The sequence below is a fragment of the Dehalococcoidia bacterium genome, assembly GCA_025054935.1.
Taxonomy (GTDB): Bacteria; Chloroflexota; Dehalococcoidia; order SpSt-223; family SpSt-223; genus JANWZD01.
Window position 1 is genome coordinate 208,740 of sequence record JANWZD010000002.1, and the last position, 20,904, is coordinate 229,643.

Annotated in this window: 12 protein-coding genes and 1 tRNA gene; 6 read left to right on the plus strand and 7 right to left on the minus strand. The window is 68.5% G+C overall.

All coding sequences use genetic code 11. The features are described 5' to 3' along the window. Positions 1 to 3: 3 nt before the first annotated feature. The gene (locus tag NZ773_03810; protein MCS6801054.1) at positions 4 to 264 is read left to right on the plus strand and encodes a glutaredoxin family protein; all 261 of its coding nucleotides are present in this window, start codon (positions 4 to 6) and stop codon (positions 262 to 264) included. Here the strand turns inward: NZ773_03810 and NZ773_03815 are convergent. After that, entirely contained in the window at positions 236 to 1,102 is an 867-nt protein-coding gene (locus NZ773_03815) for a ParB/RepB/Spo0J family partition protein (GenBank protein MCS6801055.1), read from the minus strand. The two genes, NZ773_03810 and NZ773_03815, sit on opposite strands and share 29 nt — an antisense overlap. Beyond that, entirely contained in the window at positions 1,092 to 1,865 is a 774-nt protein-coding gene (locus tag NZ773_03820; GenBank protein ID MCS6801056.1) for a ParA family protein, read from the minus strand. Before NZ773_03820 ends, NZ773_03815 begins: the two co-directional genes overlap by 11 nt. Before the next feature lie 134 nt (positions 1,866 to 1,999). Between NZ773_03820 and NZ773_03825 the strand changes: the two genes are divergently transcribed. Further along, on the plus strand, positions 2,000 to 4,576 hold the full coding sequence (locus NZ773_03825) for a M1 family metallopeptidase (GenBank protein ID MCS6801057.1): 2,577 nt from the start codon (positions 2,000 to 2,002) through the stop codon (positions 4,574 to 4,576). Positions 4,577 to 4,591: 15 nt separating this feature from the next. Here the strand turns inward: NZ773_03825 and NZ773_03830 are convergent, their stop codons facing one another. Both NZ773_03830 and uvrA read right to left on the minus strand, forming a co-directional pair. Beyond that, positions 4,592 to 5,347: a serine protease gene (locus NZ773_03830; protein MCS6801058.1), complete on the minus strand. Its 756-nt coding sequence runs from the start codon at positions 5,345 to 5,347 to the stop codon at positions 4,592 to 4,594. Positions 5,348 to 5,427: 80 nt separating this feature from the next. Beyond that, on the minus strand, positions 5,428 to 8,328 hold the full coding sequence (gene uvrA, locus NZ773_03835) for an excinuclease ABC subunit UvrA (protein ID MCS6801059.1): 2,901 nt from the start codon (positions 8,326 to 8,328) through the stop codon (positions 5,428 to 5,430). A gap of 178 nt (positions 8,329 to 8,506) precedes the next feature. Between uvrA and NZ773_03840 the strand changes: the two genes are divergently transcribed. After that, positions 8,507 to 8,581: transfer RNA gene (locus NZ773_03840), tRNA-Thr, on the plus strand. Between the two features lie 41 nt (positions 8,582 to 8,622). Here NZ773_03840 and NZ773_03845 read toward each other — a convergent pair. Continuing rightward, positions 8,623 to 9,792: an acyl-CoA/acyl-ACP dehydrogenase gene (locus NZ773_03845; protein MCS6801060.1), complete on the minus strand. Its 1,170-nt coding sequence runs from the start codon at positions 9,790 to 9,792 to the stop codon at positions 8,623 to 8,625. Positions 9,793 to 10,257: 465 nt separating this feature from the next. Between NZ773_03845 and NZ773_03850 the strand changes: the two genes are divergently transcribed. Genes NZ773_03850 through NZ773_03860 form a run of 3 tightly spaced genes read left to right on the plus strand, consistent with a single transcriptional unit; the run spans position 10,258 to position 12,659 of the window. Further along, positions 10,258 to 10,704: a heme-binding protein gene (locus tag NZ773_03850; protein ID MCS6801061.1), complete on the plus strand. Its 447-nt coding sequence runs from the start codon at positions 10,258 to 10,260 to the stop codon at positions 10,702 to 10,704. Next, positions 10,701 to 11,642: a VOC family protein gene (locus tag NZ773_03855; GenBank protein MCS6801062.1), complete on the plus strand. Its 942-nt coding sequence runs from the start codon at positions 10,701 to 10,703 to the stop codon at positions 11,640 to 11,642. The genes NZ773_03850 and NZ773_03855 overlap by 4 nt, the downstream gene beginning before the upstream one ends. Positions 11,643 to 11,645: 3 nt before the next feature. After that, positions 11,646 to 12,659, plus strand: a complete 1,014-nt coding sequence (locus tag NZ773_03860; protein MCS6801063.1) for an LLM class flavin-dependent oxidoreductase — start codon at positions 11,646 to 11,648, stop codon at positions 12,657 to 12,659. Positions 12,660 to 12,669: 10 nt separating this feature from the next. On the opposite strand, the gene NZ773_03865 is transcribed toward NZ773_03860, so the two are convergent. Further along, the gene (locus NZ773_03865; protein MCS6801064.1) at positions 12,670 to 18,462 is read right to left on the minus strand and encodes an Ig-like domain-containing protein; all 5,793 of its coding nucleotides are present in this window, start codon (positions 18,460 to 18,462) and stop codon (positions 12,670 to 12,672) included. Between the two features lie 14 nt (positions 18,463 to 18,476). Continuing rightward, positions 18,477 to 20,873, minus strand: a complete 2,397-nt coding sequence (locus NZ773_03870) for a transglycosylase domain-containing protein (GenBank protein ID MCS6801065.1) — start codon at positions 20,871 to 20,873, stop codon at positions 18,477 to 18,479. Positions 20,874 to 20,904 lie beyond the last annotated feature (31 nt).

Consider the following 20,904-nt stretch of genomic DNA (forward strand, 5'->3'; position numbering starts at 1 on the left):
CCGGTGACCATCTATACCCGCGCCGACTCTGCGGATTGCCGCGCGCTCAAGCTGTTCCTCGACGCCCGCGGTGTTCCCTACCGCGAACTGGACGCCCGCCACCCCGGCGTCCGCCATCAGATGTTCCAGCGCTACGGTGTGCTTGTTGTCCCGATCGTCGTCATCGGCCGGCAGGCGTTCTTCGGCTTTGCCGAGAACCGCGCCGCAATCGAGCGCGCGCTCCGCGAGGGAGTGCTCAGGCCCACGGAAGAGGACCGTACTTAAACACCCACGCCAGCAGTTCGTCGCTCAGCGCTTTGAGGCGCCGCCGCTCCTCGTTGGTCGGGCGCTGCGACGACCGGAGCAGCGCTTCGATGGCCGCGATCGCGCGCTGCGCCGGGCTCACCTCCGGGGGCGGCGGCTCGGCTGCTGGCGCGGCCTCGCGGCGGACGAGCGCGCGCGCTGTTTGCTGGTCGAGGTCGCCCTGCAGGATGCGTTGGCGGATGCGGGCGCGCATCTCGGGCGACTTCACCGAGAGCAGACGTTCGGCGGTGGAGACGGCGATCTTGCCGGAGCGCACGGCTTCGCCCAGCTCGGGGTCCTCGTAGACCCGGACGCGGCGGCTGACGTAGGAAGGGTCCTTATGGATCTTGCGGGCGAGCTCGCGCACGCCGAAGCCGCGCTGCCGCATCAGGGCGTCGAAGGCTGCTGCTTCTTCCTCCGGCGGAATGTTCTCGCGCTGGAGGTTCTCAATCAGGGCGGCAACGACCGCCTGCTCTTCATCAAAATCCCGGATCACCGCCGGGATCTCTCGCAGCCCGAGCTGCTGCGCCGCGCGATAGCGTCGCTCTCCCGAGATGAGGATGAACCCATCTTCGGCACGGCGGACGACAACTGGCTGCAGGAAGCCGACATCTTGGATGCTTCTCGCAAGCTCTTCGAGAGTGGCCTTGGGAAAACTCTTGCGCGGCTGCTGGGGGTCGGGACGGATCTGGTCGATGGGGACCATCTTCGCGCTCGGGTCGGGGCGGGTTGCCCGTTCGCCGACGATCGTGAACAGCATGCGGTCGCTCACCTCGGACGCATCGCGGGCAAACGTCGGCTGAACTCGGCTAGACGGCATAGCGGACCATCCCCATTCGTTCGAGCAGGGTCTCAGCGAGCGCGCGGTAGGTGGCGGCGAGCTCACTGTTCGAGGCATAGTCGAGCAGGCTGAGGCTGCGCTCCTGCGCCTCGAGCACTTTCACGGTCTGCCGGATGGGCGGCGCGAGAACAAGGTCGCCGAGCGCGTTGCGCACGTCGGCGAGCAGTTCGCGGTCGTAGAGGCGGCGCGGGTCGAAGAACGTCGGCAACACGCCGATCAGGTCTAAGGCGGGATTGAGATGGCGGCGGACGGCCGCGATCAGCCCCCGGAGATGGTTCAGGCCGAGAAGAGGCAGTCGCGCCATCTGAACTGGAACGAGCGCCCAGCGAGCGGCAGCGAGGGCATTGACTGTCAGCAGGCCAAGCGACGGCGGGCAGTCGATCAGGACGATCTCCCACTCGGCGCGGTCGGCGAGTTCGTCCCGAAGGATCGTCTCGCGGGCGAGCGCCTGCTGAGCAGCCACCTCCGCTGCGGCGAGGTCGAGGTGTGCCGGCGCGACGGCAAGGTTCGGCCTGAGCGCGCGGACAATCGCTCCCAGCGAGCGCTCGCGGCTGAGGAGGGCCGCTGTCGACTCGCCGGCGTCGATCGTCTCGAGCCCCAGCGCCGCGGTCAGGTTTGCTTGCGGGTCAAGGTCGATTAGGAGAACCCGCGCTCCCTGCTCTGCGAACGCCGCGCCCAAGTTGAGCGCCGTCGTCGTCTTGCCGACGCCCCCTTTCTGATTGGCGATCGCGATCACCACCACCGGTATGCTCCTTGCCCGCCAGTGTAGGTCGGCTCGCTCCTCTGCTCCAAGGAGTTAGTAGAATTGCGGCGAGGAAACAGCCGCCAGCGCAGGAGCCCCTCAGCTGCGCGCGGTTTTACGGACAAGGAGTTCCCATGTCGTCGGTCGCGCCCTCGATCACCCCGGCGGACGAGACCTCGTATCGGCTTCCCCGCACCGTTATCCCGCACCGCTATGCGATTCGTCTTGTCCCCGACCTTGCAGCCGCAACGTTCTCCGGCGAGGAGACGGTCGAGGTGACTGTGCGCGAGCCGGTGCGCGCCATTGTTCTCAATGCCGCCGAACTGGAGATCACTGCGGCCGAGCTGGTCAAGGAAGGGCGCGCGCTTCGGGCAGCGCCCGACTACGACGAACCGCTCGAGCGGGTGACGCTCGCGCTCGACGCGGAGGCCGAACCGGGCGAATGGCGTCTCCATCTCCGCTTCACTGGCACTCTCAACGATAAGCTGCGCGGCTTTTATCGCAGCACGTTCAAGGACGAGCAGGGCCAGCAGCAGGTGATCGCGGCGACCCAGTTCGAATCGACCGACGCGCGGCGCGCTTTCCCCTGCTGGGACGAGCCCGATTTCAAGGCGACGTTCGCAGTGACGCTCGTCGTCGATGAAGGGATGATGGCAATCTCGAACGGACCGGAGGTCCGGCGAGAGCCTGTCGGAGCGGGCAAAGTCGCGGTCACGTTCGCTGAGACGATGAAGATGTCGACATATCTCGTGGCGTTTGTCGTCGGGCCGTTCGAGGCGACCACGCCAGTGGATGTCCGCGGCGTGCCGCTGCGGGTCGTCGCCCCGCGCGGCAAGCTCCACCTTGCGAACTACGCCCTCACGATCGGGCAATTCGCTCTCACCTTCTTCGCCGACTACTTCGGCATCCCCTACCCTGCCGAAAAGCTCGACCTGATCGCGATCCCCGACTTCGCCTTTGGAGCGATGGAAAATCTCGGCGCCGTCACCTTCCGCGAGACGGCGCTCCTCGTTGATGAGGCGAACGCCTCCCAGTCCGAGCTCGAGCGGATCGCCGATGTCGTCGCGCACGAGATCGCCCATATGTGGTTTGGCGACCTCGTTACGATGCGCTGGTGGAACGGCATTTGGCTGAATGAAGCGTTCGCCACCTTTATGGAGATGGTCGCGGTCGATGCCTGGAAGCCGGAGTGGCGGCGCTGGGACAGTTTTGCGATCGAGCGGAGCGCCGCGATGGCGGTCGACGCCCTCGAGTCGACCCGTCCGGTCGAATACCCCGTTCGGTGGCCCGCTGAAGCAGCGGACATGTTTGATGTCCTCACCTATCAGAAGGGCGGCGCTGTGCTGCGGATGCTCGAGCAGTATCTCGGCCCTGAGCGGTTCATGGAAGGGATCCGCCACTACCTCCGCGTCCATGCTTACGGCAACACCGAAACCACCGACCTGTGGGATGCCATTGAGGCGACGACCGGCGAGCCGGTGCGCGCGATCATGGACAGCTGGATCTTTCAAAAAGGGTTTCCGCTGATCACGGTCTCGCGCGGCGACGATGGGCGGGTCTGCCTCCGCCAGCAGCGTTTCCGCTATCTGCCCGTTCCTGAGGAGACTACGCGCTGGAAGGTGCCGATCCTCCTGCGCGCAGAAGCCGCCGGGCAGACGACCCACTCCAAAGTGCTGCTCGAGGAAGAGACGCTCGCCCTTGACCTCGGCCAGCCGGAGCGGGTTGTCGTCAATAGCGGCGGCAGCGGCTTCTACCGCGTTCACTACGAGAGCGGTCTGCTCGCGGCGCTTCTGGAGCAGGTGGGCGCGCTCAATCCCGTCGAGCGCTACCAGCTGGTTGACAACACGGCTGCGGCGATGGTCGCCGGACGAGCGACGCCAGCCGACCTAATGGCGCTCGCCCGCGCCCTCGCGAACGACGACGACCGCAATGTCTGGGAGGCGCTGATCAGCGCGCTCAGCTATCTCCACCGCGCCGCCGACGACGACCTGCGGCCGGCGGTGCGGCGGCGGATTCGCGAGCTGCTCAAGCCGAAGGCTGACCAGCTTGGCTGGGACCCGGCCCCGAAGGAAAGCGACCTCACCCGCGCCCTCCGCGGCCAGCTGATCCAGGCGCTCGGGACCCTCGGCGACGATGAGGAGACCCGCGCTCACGCCCGTGCTCGCTACGCGCGCTACCTCGACGACCGCGCTTCGCTCGACCCGAACCTCATAACGCCGGTGGTCGAAGTTCTTGCTTACATCGGCGGCGCCGAAGAGTACGCGCAGTTCGTCGACCGCTACAAATCAGCCGCCACGCCGCAGGAGGAGATGCGCTATCTGCTGGCGCTCGGCGCGTTCCGCGACCGCGCGCTCGCCTCGCGCACCCTCGAGATGACGCTCAGCGGCGAGGTCCGGTCGCAGAACTCGGCGCTGGTGATCAACCGCGTCCTTGCGAACCTCACGGCGAGCGACCTCGCGTGGGAATTTATCAAGGGGCACTGGGACGAGATCCTTCAGAAGCTGCCTGCCAACATGGTCCCCCGCACCGTGAGCAGCCTTGCGGTGGTGATGGACCGCCAGATCGCCGAGGACGCGAAGCGGTTCTTCGCGACGGCGCCGCTGAAGGAGGGGCGGAAGCTGATTGAGCAGACGCTGGAACGGCAGGAAACTGCCGTCGCCTTCAGAGAGCGCGCTGCCGGTGTGCTCCGGGAGCTGTTTGGCGGTTCGTGAGCGTGCCAGGCGGCGCTACCAGCGCCACCACAGCTGACGAGACGGGGAGAGCAGAGAGAAGAGGCTCGGCGGCGCCGCGGGAGCGACGACCGGGTTGCCTTGCCGGTCGAGGACCCAGCCGCGCGCGAGATACGCGTTGATCGCCCCGGCCGGCGTGGAAAGAAGCGTGGGTGCGCTGCTGGTCGCCAAGCCGCCGCGGACGATCCCCATCAGCTTGCCGTCCGCATCGAGCACCGCACCGCCAGAGTCGCCGAACGACGCGGGGGTGTCGCTCGAGATGAGCGGCCAATCGCGGCCGTCGGGACCGAGAGCGCCGGGAGTGACGAAGCCGGTCACGCGCCCCGATTTCACGCTCGGCTGCTCAGCGGCATCTTGGCGATAGCCGATGACGGTCTGCGCTTCGCCGAGGCGGACGGGAGTATCGCGGACAACGAACGGCCGCGCCGGGAGCGAGCGGTCGGCGCGAAGGACGGCGAGGTCGGCGGCTGGCTCGAGCAGCACCGGACGGGCCGGCGCTATCGTCCCGTCGAGGAAGACAAGTGTGATCGACTTCGCCTCCGCCACCACATGGTAGGCCGTGATCGCAAGCCGGTCGCCGATCGTCGCCGCTGACCCGAGGGTGATCCCAGATCCCCCGTTGCGGCTGCCGACCACCTTCGGCACCGCCTGACGGTGGGACGAGGCCGGCTGCCACGCCGCAGCAGGCGCAGCCGCGATCGCGGTGAGGGCGAGGACGAGAAGAGGAAGGAGGAGGCGGCGGACCGAGCCCATCGCCACCAGTGTGGCAGATTTGGCCGTCGACCGGCAAATGGGGTTTTCCCTAATCCTGGCCCTCTGCGTTCCGCAACACGTCAGCGGGCGCCAACCGCAGTCCGCGCGCGCCCGCGGAGGATTTTCGCCAGGAACTGGCCGGTGTATGAGTTCGGATTGGCGGCAACCTCCTCGGGCGTGCCGACCGCGACGACGGTACCGCCGCGCGTGCCGCCGCCAGGCCCGAGGTCGATGATCCAATCGGCGGCTTTGATCATGTCGAGGTTATGCTCGATCAGCAGCACCGTATTGCCGGCGTCGACCAGCCGCTGGAGGACGCGCAGGAGCGCAGCACAATCCTCGAACGACAGCCCTGTCGTCGGCTCATCGAGGACATAGAGCGTTCGTCCGGTCGCGCGGCGCGACAACTCGGTGGCGAGCTTAACCCGCTGCGCTTCTCCGCCCGAAAGCGTGGTTGCCGGCTGCCCAAGCCGGATGTATCCCAGCCCGACATCGAACAGGGTTTGCAGCTTGTTGCGGAGCGCCGGCACGGCGTCGAAGAACGCCAGCGCTTCGGTCACCGTCATATCGAGCACGTCAGCGATACTTTTTCCCTTATACCGCACTTCGAGCGCTTCGCGGTTGTAGCGCTTCCCTTTGCACACCTCGCACGGGATCGTGATGTCCGGCAGGAAGTGCATCTCGATCTCGACGTAGCCTTCGCCTTTGCACGCCTCGCAGCGGCCGCCTTTGACATTGAAGGAGAACCGCCCCGGGCCATAGCCCCGCGCCCGCGCCTCGGGCACTTGGGCGAACAGCTCGCGGATGGCAGTAAACGCTCCGGTGTAGGTAGCGGGGTTCGACCGCGGCGTGCGGCCGATCGGCGACTGGTCAACGTTGACGACCTTGTCGAGATGCTCGATGCCCAGGATCTCGGTGTGCGCGCCGGGCTTCTCCTTCGCCCGATAGAGCGTTTGAGCGAGCTTCCGGTAGAGAATGTCGTGGATGAGCGTGCTCTTCCCGCTGCCGCTCACCCCCGTGATGCAGACGAGGAGCCCGAGCGGCAGGGTGACGTCAATGTTGCGCAGGTTGTGCTCGCGCGCGCCGCGGATTTCAAGGACCCGGCCGCTCGGCCGCCGCCGTGTCGCAGGAACCGGGATTTCGCGCGCGCCGGAGAGGTATTGACCGGTGAGCGACCGCGGGTTCGCCATAATCTCGTCCGGCGTTCCGGTCGCAACCACTTCGCCGCCGAACTCGCCTGCTCCGGGTCCCATGTCGATGATGTAATCGGCGGCGCGGATCATCGCCTCGTCGTGCTCGACGATCAGCAGCGTGTTGCCGAGGTCGCGCAGCCGCTTCAGAGTGCGGATCAACCGCTCGCCATCGACAGGATGGAGGCCGATCGACGGTTCGTCGCAGATGTAGAGGACGCCCATCAGGCCGCTGCCGATCTGGGTGGCGAGCCGGATGCGCTGCGCTTCGCCGCCCGACAGGCTCGAGGCCGGCCGGTCGAGCGTCAGGTAGTCGAGGCCGACGTCCATCAGAAAGCCGAGCCGGCTCCGGATCTCTTTCAGGATCTGGTGGGCGATCGCCCGCTCGCGTTCGGTCAGGAGCGGCGGACCGTCGGCTGGCCGCTCGTCGCTCAGCAGCGTGAAGAAGCAGATTGCATCGGCGATCGACATCGAGACGACCTCGTCGATGTTCTTGCCGCCGACCCGGACAGCGAGCGCTTCAGGCCGCAGCCGCTTGCCGCGGCAGGTCGGGCATTGGCGGGTCGTCATGTACTGCTCGATGTCCTGCTTCACCCAATCGGAGTCGGTCTCGCGGTAGCGCCGCTCGAGGTTCGGAATGACCCCCTCGTAGGTGGTGGTGTATTCGCGGACCCGGCCTTGGGCGTTGCGATAGCGGACGACGATCGGTGTCGGCCCCGTTCCGTAGAGGACGATGCGTCGCGCCTCGTCGCTCAGCTCCGCCCACGGCGTTGTGAGCGAGAAGCCGATATGCTCCGCCACTGCCCCCAGCAGGTTGCGGTACCAAGTTGCCTCGCTCGTGCGGCGGGTGTAGGGGACAATGGCGCCGTCGGCGATTGAGAGGCGCGGGTCGGGAACGACGAGGTCGGGGTCGATCTCAAGCCGCGTCCCGAGGCCGGTGCAGTCGGGGCAGGCACCGTGGGGGCTGTTGAACGAGAAGGTGCGGGGCGCGATCTCGGCGAGCGAGACATGCCCTTCCGGGCAGGCGAGCCGCTCCGAAAAGAGCAGTTCCTCTCCTCCGACGACCGACGCGATCATCACTCCTTCGCCGATCTTGAGCGCCGTCTCGACGGAGTCGGCGAGGCGGGCAGCATCGACGAGCACGCCGTCCTCCTGCTGAATGACCAGCCGGTCGACGACGACTTCGATCGTGTGGCGTTTGTTCTTGTCGAGGGTGATGGGCTCGCTCAGGTCGCGCATCTGGCCGTCGACACGCACGCGGACGAAGCCCTGTTTGCGCACTTCATCGAGCAGGGCGACATGCTCCCCTTTCCGGTCCTTGACGAGCGGCCCGAGGATGAGAATGCGCGTGCCGCTCGGCAGCTCGGCAAGAGCATCGACGATCTGCTGGACCGTCTGGCGCGCGATCGCCCGGCCGCACACCGGGCAGTGCGGCCGGCCGACGCGGGCGAAGAGCAGACGGAGGTAGTCGTAGACCTCGGTGATCGTCCCGACAGTCGAGCGCGGATTGCGGCTCGCCCCCTTCTGGTCGATCGAGATCGCAGGAGAAAGCCCGTCGATGTGATCGACGTCCGGCTTCTCCATCTGCCCGAGAAACTGCCGCGCATAGGCCGAGAGCGACTCGACGTAGCGGCGTTGGCCTTCGGCGTAGATGGTGTCGAAGGCGAGGGAACTTTTCCCGGAGCCGGAGAGGCCGGTGATCACCACCAGCTTGTCGCGGGGGATCTCGACGTCGATGTTCTTGAGATTGTGCTCGCGCGCGCCACGGACCACGATCCGGTCAAGAGGCATGTTGTCGCGGCTCCATCCAGCATGCTGACGCCCTCTGCTGCCGCGTTGCGGGCGAAAACTGGGTCATAATCATGCGGAGTCTACACGAACAGACGTGCGTCCCAACAGCAGTTGGCGGATGAACGGTCCGTCACGATTGAAGGGCAAGCGGAGCGGCGGTTATACTAGCTTCGTGCTTGCCGACATGGCTCAGCGGTAGAGCAGCCGCCTCGTAAGCGGCAGGTCCCCGGTTCGAATCCGGGTGTCGGCTCCATCTCTCTCACCGTTGTACCCGCTGGGCAGGTCGCTTCCGCATCAGCGCGGCGGTCGTCCTTCGCTGAGCGCGTGCTTTCCCAGAAGTTCCGTCGCCGCCAGATGATTCAGCGGGTGAACGGTGGCGCTGCGCACGTCGCGGTACAGCTTTTCGAGCCCGGTTCGGCGATAGAGCGCGACGCCGCCCAGGATCTCCATCGCCCGCGTCACGACCTCAACCGCGGCGTGCGACACGTAGTCCTTCATCGCCATCGCTTCGAGATGCTCTGTCGCCCCCCAGCCGGCTGCGGTTGGGTGGCGCATGATGAGCAAGTCGAGCCACGCATTCGCCGAGCGCCAAATGATCTCCACTTCGCCGACGCGGCTCGGCAGGCGCGGGTCGGCGGCGAGCGGCTGGGTGGAGCCGAATTGTGTTCGCGTCGTCAGCGTGTCGATGAGGATGCGCCGGGCGGCGTCGGCGACCCCCAAATAGAGCGACATCATGAACAGGACGCCGTAGCTGAACGCGAGGAAGTTCAGGTTGTTGGGGTCAGGGCTGAGGCGGTCGCGGTCAGGGATCAGAGAGAAGACCCGTTCGTCTGGGACGAACACGTTCTCAAAGACTAGGTCTTGGCTGCCGCTCGCCCGCATCCCCAGAGCGTCCCAGTCGTTCTGAGGCTTGACGCCGGGGTCGGAGAAGGAGAAGAGTCCGCTGACAGCAATCGGCTCGCTGTCGATCAGGGCCGGGCAGGAGAGGATGCCGAAGTCGGCCGCCGGACTGAGCGTTCCCCAGCCGGCGCGGCCGTTGAACAGCCAGCCGCCTTCAACCCGCGTTGCCGAGCGAGGGACGCGGCCTTCGAACTCGGGCAGCCCCCCGTAGAACCCGATCACCCATCGGTTCGCCGCAACTTCCCGCAGAAAGGCGGCGCCGTCCCACGCGCCGCGCCGGACCAGTTCGCCGAGGAGGTAGAGCGAAAGCTGATGCTGCAGCAGCCCGAGCGTCGTGCTCGGGCAGCCGCGGCCGAGGATGCGGATCGTCCGGCACAGGTCGGGCACGCCGACGCCCCACCCGCCGAACTCTTCCGGCAAGCCCGCCAGCACGTAGCCGGTCGCTTTCGCCGCGGCGATGTTCTCGTGAGGAAATCGGCTCGTGCGGTCGGTCTCGTCGGCAAGCTCGGCAAAGCGTGCCGACAGCTCCTCGGCGACCCGATAGACATCGGTTGCAGTCATCATGAGCGCTCTCCCGAATGGGCGATCACATTGCTGCCCGTCGGCTCTTGACTGGGCAGCAGGCGGCCGCGCGCTCCGAGAGCGGGCGCAGAGGGGGAAGCGCCCGCCTCCCGCGCGGAGCGCTGCGGACCTCAGCCGGCGGTCTGGTCGAGGATGAGGCCGGTGCTCGCGATGCCCGAGCGCGTTCTCGGCGTGAGGGGGAGATCGCGCAGCGCCGACCTCGCCGCCCGACCGCGCCAGCAGCGAGGCCGGCGCGCTGCGAAGCAGCGTTGGCTCCGCTTCTGTCCCACCGGCAGGGGCACGAGCGGGGGAAACGCCGTCTCAAGACCTCGGACAGGAGCACAAGCTGGGAAACCGCGGTATCAAGCATCTGTTTGCGCTTCTCCGCGGCCTATTCTACGCTTCGCGCCAGCATTTGCGAGTGCGTCCTCAGCGGGCGCAGAGACCTGCACGAAGGTGGAAGAAACGATGACCGACCATGCTGGCTGTCTTCCCGCCCTAACGCTCGCCGATGCGCTCCGCTTGGTCGAAGCGGCTGAAGCGCGGGCGCGCGAGATCGGCGTGCCAATGGCGATCGCCGTCGTCGACGCCGGCGGTCACCCGATCGAAGTGCGGCGGATGGACGGCGCTCCCGTGGCGGCGATGACGACGGTCGTCGCCAAGGCGCGCACTGCGGTCCACTTCCGGACGACGACCGAGGCGCTGGTTGAAGGGGCGAAAGCCTGGCCCGAGGTATACCAGTCCTGGATCACGGTGTCGGGCGGGCAATGGGTGCTGTCCAAAGGCGGCGTTCCGCTCTGGAAGAACGGCCACGTCGTCGGCGGCATCGGCTGCAGCGGCGGCACCGGCGCCCAAGACATCACCTGTGCGGAGACCGCTCGCGACCGCGCCGGCTTTGCCGCTGGGCCCGAATGACCGCGCGGCTGCTCGGCGGGATCGATCAGGTGTGCGTCGGTGCGCAGGACCTCGAGGCGACGACCCGCTTCTTTGTCGACGGCCTTGGGCTCCACGTGGTGGACGAGGGGCAGGTCGGCGGAGCGGGCTACGCCGCGCTGTGGGGGATCCCCGCCGATCGAGCGCTCCGTCTCCGGGTCGTTGGCCATCCCGCCGTCCCGCGCGGGCGGGTGCGAATCGCCGAAGCGCTGCTGCCGGCGCCGCCCCCGACGATGCTGACCGACCTCGGCATCTTCGACGTCGATTTCCTCGCGCGCGACCTCGATGGCATATGCGCGCGGGTGCGCGAGGCCGGCTTTTCGCTCTGGTCCGCCCCCCTTGCCTATCAGATAGGGGCGATCACCGTCCGCGAAGCGATCGCCGAGCCGCCCGACGGCCTGCGCTCGGCGCTCATTCAGGATACCGGCTCGGCAAGCGCCCTGCGCGACCAGCCGCACCTCGCCGTCTCGGAGGCGGTGATCACCGCGGTCGGGGTCGACGATGTCGAGCGCGGACTGGCATTCTACCGCGCGGCATTCGGGCTAGCGCCGCTGCGCGTCTTCGACATCCGCAGCCGCGAACTGAACGCTCTCCTTCTCCTTCCCGGCGAGGTTGCGCTGCGCGTTGCCCTGCTCGACATGCCGCCGGCTCGCCTCGAACTGATCCAAGTCGTTGACGGCCCCGCGCCCTGCCGCGACATCCGCCCGCTCCAGCGGCCGCCCCGCGCCGGCTTCCAGGGCAACGCGTATTGGATCGCCGACCTCGACGATGCCGTCGCTGCCTGCGTCACGGCGGGCGCGCGGCTCCTCGCCGGGCCGGTTGCGCTGCCGGCGGACGTCCTTTCCCCGCGGCCACGCCGCACTGTCCTCCTCGTCGACCCCGTCGGCACGGTACTTGAACTGTCGGAGCGTCGAGGCTGAGCGATGGCGATCGCGATGGGGATCGGGATGTCGGGCGACGGCGTGACCGGCCGCCGGCTGGTCGAGCTCGGACGCCGGATGGACGAGGCCGGCATGGATGCCATCTGGCTTGGGGAAGTGCTGTATGACATCTTCACCGTCTACGGCGCGCTCTCCCAAGTGACGCGGCGGCTGCGGCTTGGTGTCTCCGTTGCGACGTGGGCGCGGACGCCGCCCCTGATGAGCGTCTCCGCCTCGACGCTCGATGCCCTCGCGCCCGGGCGGATGATCCTCGGCCTCGGGACGATGCCGAAGTTTCGCAACGAGCAGCATCACGGCATCTCCTACCATCGGCCCGTCGCCCGAATGCGCGAGTACCTGACGCTGATGCGGCTGCTGTGGAAGGCCGTGCCGGGCTCGCCGCTCGACTTCGAGGGCGAGTTCTATACCATCCGCCGCTACGAGCGCTGGAGCGCGCCCGAGTCGCCCGACCTGAAGGTCTATCTCGGGGCGGTCGGGCCGAAGATGCTGGAACTGGCGGGGGAGCTGGCCGACGGCGTCATCCTTCATCCGGTTCACTCCTACCGCTCCTACGCCGAGCTGACCCTCCCCGCTCTGCGCCGCGGCCTCGCCAAGCGCGACCCGAGCCTCGGCCCATTTGAGGTCGTCGGCTCGTTCGAATGCTCGATCGACGATGATCCCCGCCGCGCGATCGCGCGCGCCCGCAACGGGATCATGTTCTACTTCCGGACGCCCTACATCACGCCGGTGATGGAACTGCACGGCTTCGTCGAGGAGCAGGCGGCCATTCGTGCCGCGCTCGAAGCGGGCGACCTCGCCAAGGCGGCGCGGATGGTGACCGACGAGATGGTGAAGGTGCTCGCCATCGCCGGAACAGCCGACGAGGTGCGCGCCGAGGTCGCCCGCTATGAGGGCATGGTCGATGCCGCTGCCCTCGCTGTGCCGACGGCCGGCCTTCCGCCGGATGAGGTGTGGGAGCAGTACGAGCGTGTTATGCAGACGTTCGGCGCTTCCTGAACCCTCGTCCTTATTCCCGGACCTCGAAGCGCGCGCTGCCGCTTCGGCCCCACACCTCCGGGAAGTACATCAAGCTTGCCCGCGCCGGCGGGACGACGAAGTCGCCGGCCGTCGTCACGCGGACGAGGTAGGAGAACTGGTAGGTTCCCCGCGGTAGAGCGCGCGCGAAAAGGGCGACCCGGTCATCGCGGATATCGATATGCGAGAAGCGCCAGGCCGATCGCCCGCCTCCTCGCTCGAAGATACTCGCCGTCGCAAGGTCGGGGTTCACGGCCTCGGCGCCGGCGAACAACGGGTCGTCCACCACCACGTAGTCGAGGTCGCTCGGGGCGATGATGGTCAGCTGGACGCGAATGAGGTCGCCGACCCTCGCAGAACGGATCGGGCTTGTGCTGGTCGGGTCAGCGGGCAGGTACTCGCGGGTGATTGCAATCCCCTCCGCGCGCGGCTCGGCCTGCTCCCCAAGGCGGAAGGTGCGGAGCGACGCCGTGTAATAGAGCCGTCCCGCGGCGCTCGGTAGGCCGCTCGCCTCCCGCTCGAGCACGAGCCGGTTCGGCGCGTCGAGCAGCAGGTCGCGCACGGGGACAACGAGTGTGCGCGCGCCCGGCGTGTCCTGGGTGACGCGGCCGCTCGCGAGTGCTCGGCCGTTGAGGGAGACGCGATAGCGATAATCGGGCGACGGCAGAGCAGAGCGAACAGCATAGACAGCAAGCGCGTTCAGCGCGGCGGCGGTGTCGAAGGTGGTGCCCCACCAGCCGTCGCGCCGCTCGATCATCAGCCAGCGCACGGCCGGGTCAATGAGCGGGCTTTGCGGGTCAGCGGCGAGGAGGGCTTGCAGGACGACTGCCGTCGATCGGCTCGTTCCGCCGAGTCTGCGTCGGTCGCCGGGGTCGTTCCAGTGGACTCCGGTCGCGCTCCACGTGGCGGTGCCGACAAGTTCGTTCAGCAGGGTCGCAGTGCGGGCGTCGCCGCGGTCGCCGTTCGCCCGGAAGATGGCGAGGAGGAGGGACGCCTTGGCCCAGTCGGCGAGGGCAGCCCGCCGCTCGAATAGGGCGTTGAGCGCTCCGGTCGAAGGCCGCCCCGCTTCGGCGAGGACGAAGAGGGCATAGGCGCGGGCGTTGGCATCGTCGGGACTGCCGACGTCGACAGGACGCTGCAGCTGCTGCGTCACGGCATCGAGGCCGCGCGCAAGGCTGCTTTCATCGACTGCGTAGCCGGCCTTCTGCGCCCTGATGAGGCCAAAGACGGCGTAGGCGGTGAGGAAGGGCTGGCTTGGGTCGCCGCGGAACCAGCCCCAGCCGCCGTCGGTCCGCTGCGCCAGCGCAAGCCGCTGGAGGGCAGCAATATTCTGGTCCGCAATCCGGCTGACGAGCTCCGGCGTCAGCGTTCCCGTCGCGCTCAGGACGCGCAGGTAGTCGAGCGAGGAGAGTAGCCGCGAGACGGTTACCTCGGTCGGCTCCCACGGGAAGGCGCTCAGTTCGCGGAAGCCGGTTTCTAGGCCGGCGGTGAGTGAGGGAGCGAGTTCGACCGTCAGTTCGCCGAGATTGGGGTTGACGGGGCTCGGCACCCGGACCGTTTCGACCACTTGGGCGGCGACTTGCCCGCTAGAGGCGACGACCTCGGCGGTCGCGAGCGGATTGACCGGCAGCGCAATTTCGACGGCGTCGCCGGGGGGGCTGGTCCCGCCGGTGTCGGCGCGGAAACGGAGACGCGCCTCGCCCGGCTGGCCGGCGCTCACCTCCCAGCGGGCGCTTGCCGTCCCGCGCGCCGGGACGCTCAGCCGCGGCGCCGCGAAGCCGCCAGCCGGCGAGGCGAGATTGCTCACCTCAAGGGTGGCGGTAACCTCCAGCGGCCGGTCGGTCAGGTTCTGGACGATCGCGCCGACTGTCGCCCGATCGCCGCTGGTCAGGAAGCGCGGCACCACCGGCCGCACGAGGAGGTCCTTCGTGCTGACGATGTCATGGGTCGCTTGACCGAACTGGGAGTCGCGCGTCACCGCCTTGACAGTCAGCCGCCACGTTGTCAGATTGTCCGGAAGCATGACATCGAATGTCGCCTCGCCGTTGCGGTCGGTGACAAGACGGGGGCTCCAGAAGGCGGTATCGGCAAAGCGCGAGCGCACCTCGCGGATCGCGCCGCCGCCTCCCTTGCCGGCGGCGCGTGAGGCGATGTCGAGGCGGGTCTGCGATGCCGCTAATGTCGCGGCAGTGACGACGCCGAGTCCGCGCTCGCGGTAGAAGCGATCAAACAGCCACGTCGGCGGCTCGTCGTCGGCGAGCGACAGGACAGCGCGGTCGACGACCGCCGCCGAGAGCTGCGCCTGCACCGGCCGTCCGGCGGCATCGGTCGCCTTCACCCGGTAGCGGACGGTCTCGCCGGGCTGGTAGCGCGCCTTGTCGCTGCGGATCTCGAGCGTGAGCAGTTTCGCCGAGGCATCCACCCGAAGATTGGCGTAGCCGAGCTTGTAGGAAGGCGGCCCCTGGGCGCTGTCGCCGGCAAAGGCGACGACCGAGACGAAAACGTTCGGCAGGTAGTCGGGCTCGACGGGGATGTCGAGAACGGGGCTGCTGGATGTCAGCGTGACGACGCGGGAGGAGCGCACGCCTTGGCGCTCGATGGTGAGGAGCGCGGTTGAGGTCGCGAACGGGGTCGGCACGAGCAGCTTCGCGGTCTCGCCCGGCGCGTAGACCGGCTTGTCGAGGACGAGGTCCATCCGGTCGTTGCTCTCCAGCCCCCAGTTGACGAACTCGGTTCCGGCAACCCAGAGGAAGGCGACCGTTCGTACCTCGTTGCCGAGTTCATCGCGGCCCGTCGCTTGGATGCGGTAGAGGCCAGGGCGCGGAGGCGTGAACGCCGCTTGGGCGCGGCCGTTCCTGTCCGTTGTCAGAGTGCGCGCTGCGCCTGGCACCGGCGTGTCCTCGAAGGTCGTGACCCAGACGAGGTCACCCTCGGGCGTGCGCTCCTGCACCGAGTAGTAGCGCCGAGCGGCGAGGTCGAGCGTGAGCGGCACGCTCGGACGCGGCCGCACGTCGATACCGACCGTTGCGATGTCCCACGTCGCTGTCTCGCCGCTGCGCACGAGGCGCGTCGGGCTGCGCACGCCGATGTAGAAAGCCCCTTTGTGAGCGATGATCTCTGCCCGCCCGCTGATCTGCTGGGCGCTCTCGTCGCTGACCGACGCCTCGACCGTCAGCAGCCGGCTGCCCTGAAAGCGGTCGAGATCAGCGCGAAAGGCGATGTCGACGCGGCCTTGGCGGTCGAGTGTCCCGAGGCCGGACGCGAGCGCCTCCGGCCCGCTGCCGACCGGCGGCGGCCGGAGATCGACGACGCCGTAGGTAAAGCCGGTCCAGTCGGTCCCCGTCGGGCCGCGGAAGATGTAGGGGTCGCTGGCAACGCGCCACGTCACGCGGCCGCCGGCAACCGGCGCTCCGAAGAAGTACTCCGCGGCGACGGTGACGCTGACCGTCTGGTGGGCGACCACCTGCTCCTCTTGCGGCCGCACTTCGACCTGGAACTCAGGACGACGATACTCTGCCACTTGGAAGCCGGCCCACGCGGAGAAGTCGGTCGCGGGGTCTCGGAGCGTGATCGACCAATCGCCGGTCGCGGCATTCTCCGAGAGCGGGATCTGGCCGGAGAAGGTGCCGAAGTCGTCGAGGATGACTGTCTGCGAGAGGACGGAGCGGCCGGTCGGGTCGGTGACTGCCAGCTGGAAAGACGACAGCGCTGTCGGCAGGCTGTAGGCGCCGTCGTCATCGCGCCGGACGATCCCTTTGAAATAGACAATCTGGCCGGCGCGATAGACCGGGCGGTCGGTGAAGATCGCCGCGCGGTACGGCGAGAGCGGCAGCTCCCCCTCGATCCCGAATTGCCACGGCTCGATCCCGTCTGACCAGCTGGCCGAGACGACCGATGGCCCGTCCGGCTCGTCGAGAAGCACCCAGAGATTGGGCGGCGGCCCCCCCGGGAGGGGAAAGCGGGCGACGCCGTCGGCGCCGGTACGGACTGGCTGGGGCATCGGGAGGGGCTGGGTTGGACCGAAGAATGCCTGCACCGGCGCGTTCGCGACCGGTTGGGCCGTCGCCGGGTCGGTCGCCCAGAGCAGCGCCTCGTTCGCGCCGAGCTTCACGGTGAGGGCGCGCCGCGAGACAGCGAGCAGCTGGGAGTCGCGCACTCCCGCGCCCTCGGCGGTGAGGAAATAGAAGCCGGGCCCAAGCGGCTGGCCGCCGACCGTGAGCGTCTGCGTGACGACCCGCGTCGCATTCAGTTCCCCGCGCGTATCGACGGTCCATTCGCCGGCAAGCTGGCCCGGCGGCGCGGCCGGATTGTTCCCGCCCGGCCTCGAAGAGGCAAGGTCGAGATAGGTCCGCTGATCGAGCCGGTAGAGCCGAAGGGTCGCCGACGGGACATTGACAGCCTCGAGCGCGCCCAGCAGCGGTGTCCCGGCGAGCACTGTCGTCGTCTCGGCAGTGCTGAGGAAGGTGAGCCGCGGCGGGGTCGTCGCGGTGGTAAAAGCGATCCGCTGCGGCGTGCCAATCGCTCTGCCGAGCCGGTCCCGCGCGTCCGGTCCGACAACGACGCTGTAGGCGGTCGACGGCTGGAGCCGGAAGAAGAAGGTCAGGCGCGTGTTCGACTCGGTCCACGAGGAGAAAACCTGCGTTGGCGCGGGCACGATCGTCAGGTTCGCCGCCACCGAGGCGGGATCCATCGGCTGATTGAAGGTGAGCGAGAGCTGGGTTGTCGGCGCGGCGGTGGCGCCGTCGGCAGGGGTCGACGCGACAAGGCGCGGCGGCCCGACGGTCTGGAACGTCCACCGGAACGGCTCGGGTGAGGGGAGCGGCCCGTCGCTGCCCCGGAGGCCGGCGGCAAGCTGTGCCGCGTAGGTGACATCGGCGGCAAGGGGCTGCGCCGGCACGAACGCAACGCGGCGGTCGCTCTCCCACCGGAACGTGCCGGCAACAGGCTGATCCGTCGGCCCCGTGAGGCGGAACGCCGCTTCCACGCTCGCGCGGTCCATCGGCTGGTTGAAGACGAGGGTCAGTTCTTGGGTCGTGGGGACGAAGCGGCTGTTCGCGGTCGGCGTGAACTCGGCGAGTGCCGGCCGAATGGTGCTGAAGGTGGAGCGGACATCGCTCGCCAGCCGGCCTCCGGTGACATCCTCGACATCGCGGCGAAGAGTGACGGTGTAGACCGACGCGGGACGGAAGCCGTCGCGGCTTTGGAAGCGGTAGACGCTCGGGCTGATCCAGCGTCCGGTTCCTAGGAGCGACGGCGTGATGACGAGCGGGTCGGGGGTGCTGCTGGCGCCGAGCGCGACGACTGGCCGGTTGAAGGCGACTGTAATCGCCGCATCGAGCGGAACGTCGAGGGCGCCGTCGAACGGAAAGAAGGCAACAGGAACGAGGTCGCCGGCGGTGGTGAACTCGGCCGAGAACGGCTCGCGCAGCGGCAGAGCGGCGGCGCTCCGCGCGGTTGTGCCGAGGGTGACGGTGTAGGTGGTATTCCGCGCCAATGGGCGGGACGGCGCGAAACGGACAGTATCGCCGCTCCACTCGAAGCGGCCGTCGACAGCCGGCTGGAGCTGGAACGCCCGTTCGACCGAGGCGCGGTCCATCGCGGTGTTGAAGGAGATGACGATGGTCGCGGTGGGCGGGACCTCGCGCTGCTGCTCCGGCTCGTAGGCGATGACCGCCGGAGCGACTGGCGCACGGCGAAGAAGGAGCAGCGTCGCGACGGTGCCCCCTGCCAGAACGAGGAGGGCGAGGAGGATACCGGCGATGGCGATCCAGAAGCGCGCGCTCATGGCTCGTCTCCCTCTTATCTTCCGTCGACCCGAATGCGCCGCTCATCGGCAGCTACTTCGCTGCCGTCGCGGAGGAGGGCGGCTCGGACGACATGCTCGCCCGGCTCGAGCGTCCACCATCCTTCAGCGGCTCCGAGCGGAGCGATCGGGATGCCGTTCACGGTGAGGAGAACAGCGCCGCCGGCGGCGGCAGCCCGGACGCGCAGCCGCTGCATCGCCGTCGGCAGCCGCGGCGAGATGACCAGTTCGGCGCCGTCGTCGGGCGCGACGAGCCGGACGAACCGAGGTGCCTCGTCGCGCTGACCGGTGAGACAGCTCTCAGTCGGCGGCAGGGGGATGCCGCGCTCCTGCGCCCACGCGAGCGCCGGTGGCGGGACGATCCAGAACAGGCGCTCGCTGACCGGTCCGCGGCAGCCCGGCTCCCACAGCCGGCCGGTCGCGCTGTCGATCCGGAGGCGCTGGTAGCTCGTCGACGGCTCGCTCGGCTCGCGGCCGGCGAGAAACGGCTCAAGGACGACCCGCGGGCAGTCGGGCGCAGCGCGCTTGCCGTCCACCTCGCAGACTGCAGCCCAAACAATCCCCGCCGGGACGGGAAATGCCTGCGCCGGCTCGCCGCGCAGCGCCTCGCTGATGAAGTCGCGCCAGATCGGGGCCGCCCCGGAGATACCGCTCACCTCGCGCATCGGCCGGCCGTCGCTGTTGCCGACCCAGACGCCGACCACCAGCTGCGGCGTGAAGCCGATCGTCCAGTTGTCGCGGAAGCGGCTGGTCGTGCCTGTCTTCACGCCGGCCGGACGGGAGAGCGTCAGCGGATTGTTCATGCCGAAGGACAGTTCGCGGGCGCGGGGGTCGCTCAGCACGTGGGCGACAAGGTAGGCGATTTCCGGGGCGAGCACCTGCCGCGGCGGCGGCCGCTCGATCGCAACGAGCGTCTGCCCTGCGCTCGATTCGATCCGCAGCAGGTCAGCCGGGGGAGAGAGAAGCCCGCCGTTTGCAAACGCAGCGTACGCTGCCGTCAGGTCGAGCAGCGTCACCTCGCCGCCGCCGAGGGTGAGGGCGAGGTCGTAGCGGTCAGCGTCGTGCCATGTCGAGATCCCAAGCCGCTGCCCCATCTCGACCAGCGCCGAAACGCCGATCCGGTCGAGCAGCTGGACGGCAACGACGTTGATCGAGGCGCCGAGCGCGGTCCGGAGGGATATCGGGCCATGATAGTCGTGGTCGTAATTGACGGGGACGAAGGGCTCGCCGCGGCGGGTTGTGAACGTCGAGCGGACGTCAAAGAACACATCGGCCGGCGCATAGCCGCGCTCGAAGGCGGCAGCGTAGGTGAGCGGCTTGATCGCCGAGCCGGGCTGGCGCGGTGAGACGGCGACATTCACTTGGCCGTCGATCGCGGGGTTGAAGTAGTCGGCCGAGCCGGCAAGCGCGAGGATGTCCCCCGTTCGCGGGTCGATGGCGATGAGGGCAGCGTTGGTGACGTCGTGGTTGGCGAGGCGGGCGAGATGGCGCGCGATCGTCCGTTCGGCAAGCTGCTGCAGGCCGGCGTCGAGCGTCGTGATCACGCGGCTGCCGCCGTGCTGAGCGGCAAGCGCGAGCGCCCGCTCGCGTGTCCCGACCACAAAGTGCGGCGCAACGACCGGCGGCGCTGACGGCCGAAGCTCGAGCGGTTCGGCGGCGGCGCGTTCCGCCTCGTCCCGGCTGAGCATGCCGCGCCGTGTCATCAGCGTGAGCACGGTCTGGCGCCGCTCGAGCGCAAGCGCTGGGTCGTCGCGCGGGTCGTATCGCGCGGGGGCTTGGAGCAAGCCAGTGAGAAGAGCCGCTTGGCTGACCGAGAGATCGGACGCGGCGACGCCGAAGTACGCCCGGCTTGCGGCGTCGATCCCGACGGCGCGAGCGCCGTAGGGGGCGCGGTTGAGGTAGAGGCGGAGGATCTCGTCTTTCGGGAAGTGGCGGGCGATCTGGAGCGCGAGGGCCAGTTCCCGCGCCTTGCGCCGCAGCGGGGGGTGGGCGAGCGGGTCGTCGCGGAGCAAGGCCTGCCGTGCCAGCTGCATTTCGATCGTGCTCCCGCCCGACGGCTCGCCGCGCAGCGACTGACCTGCCGCCCGGAGGAGCGCCACGAGATCAACGCCGGGATGCTGGAAGAAGCGGTGATCTTCGGTCGCGAGGGTCGCCGCCACGACGCTCGGCGCAATTTCATCACGCCTGACCGGCCGGACGCTCCCAACCTCGGTCTCGATCTCGTAGAGCAGGCGCCCGTTGCGGTCGAGGATGAGGATGGACGCGGGCGGGTCCGCGAGCATGACGGGCGAGGGCAACTCGGCCAGTGCCCAGCGGAAGGCCGCGACAGCCGCGACCCCGACGATCGCGAGGGCGAGACCAGGGTGCTGCCATGCTCGCATTGATGCTGACAACCTCGATCAGTCTAACGCCCGCCGGCGCTTG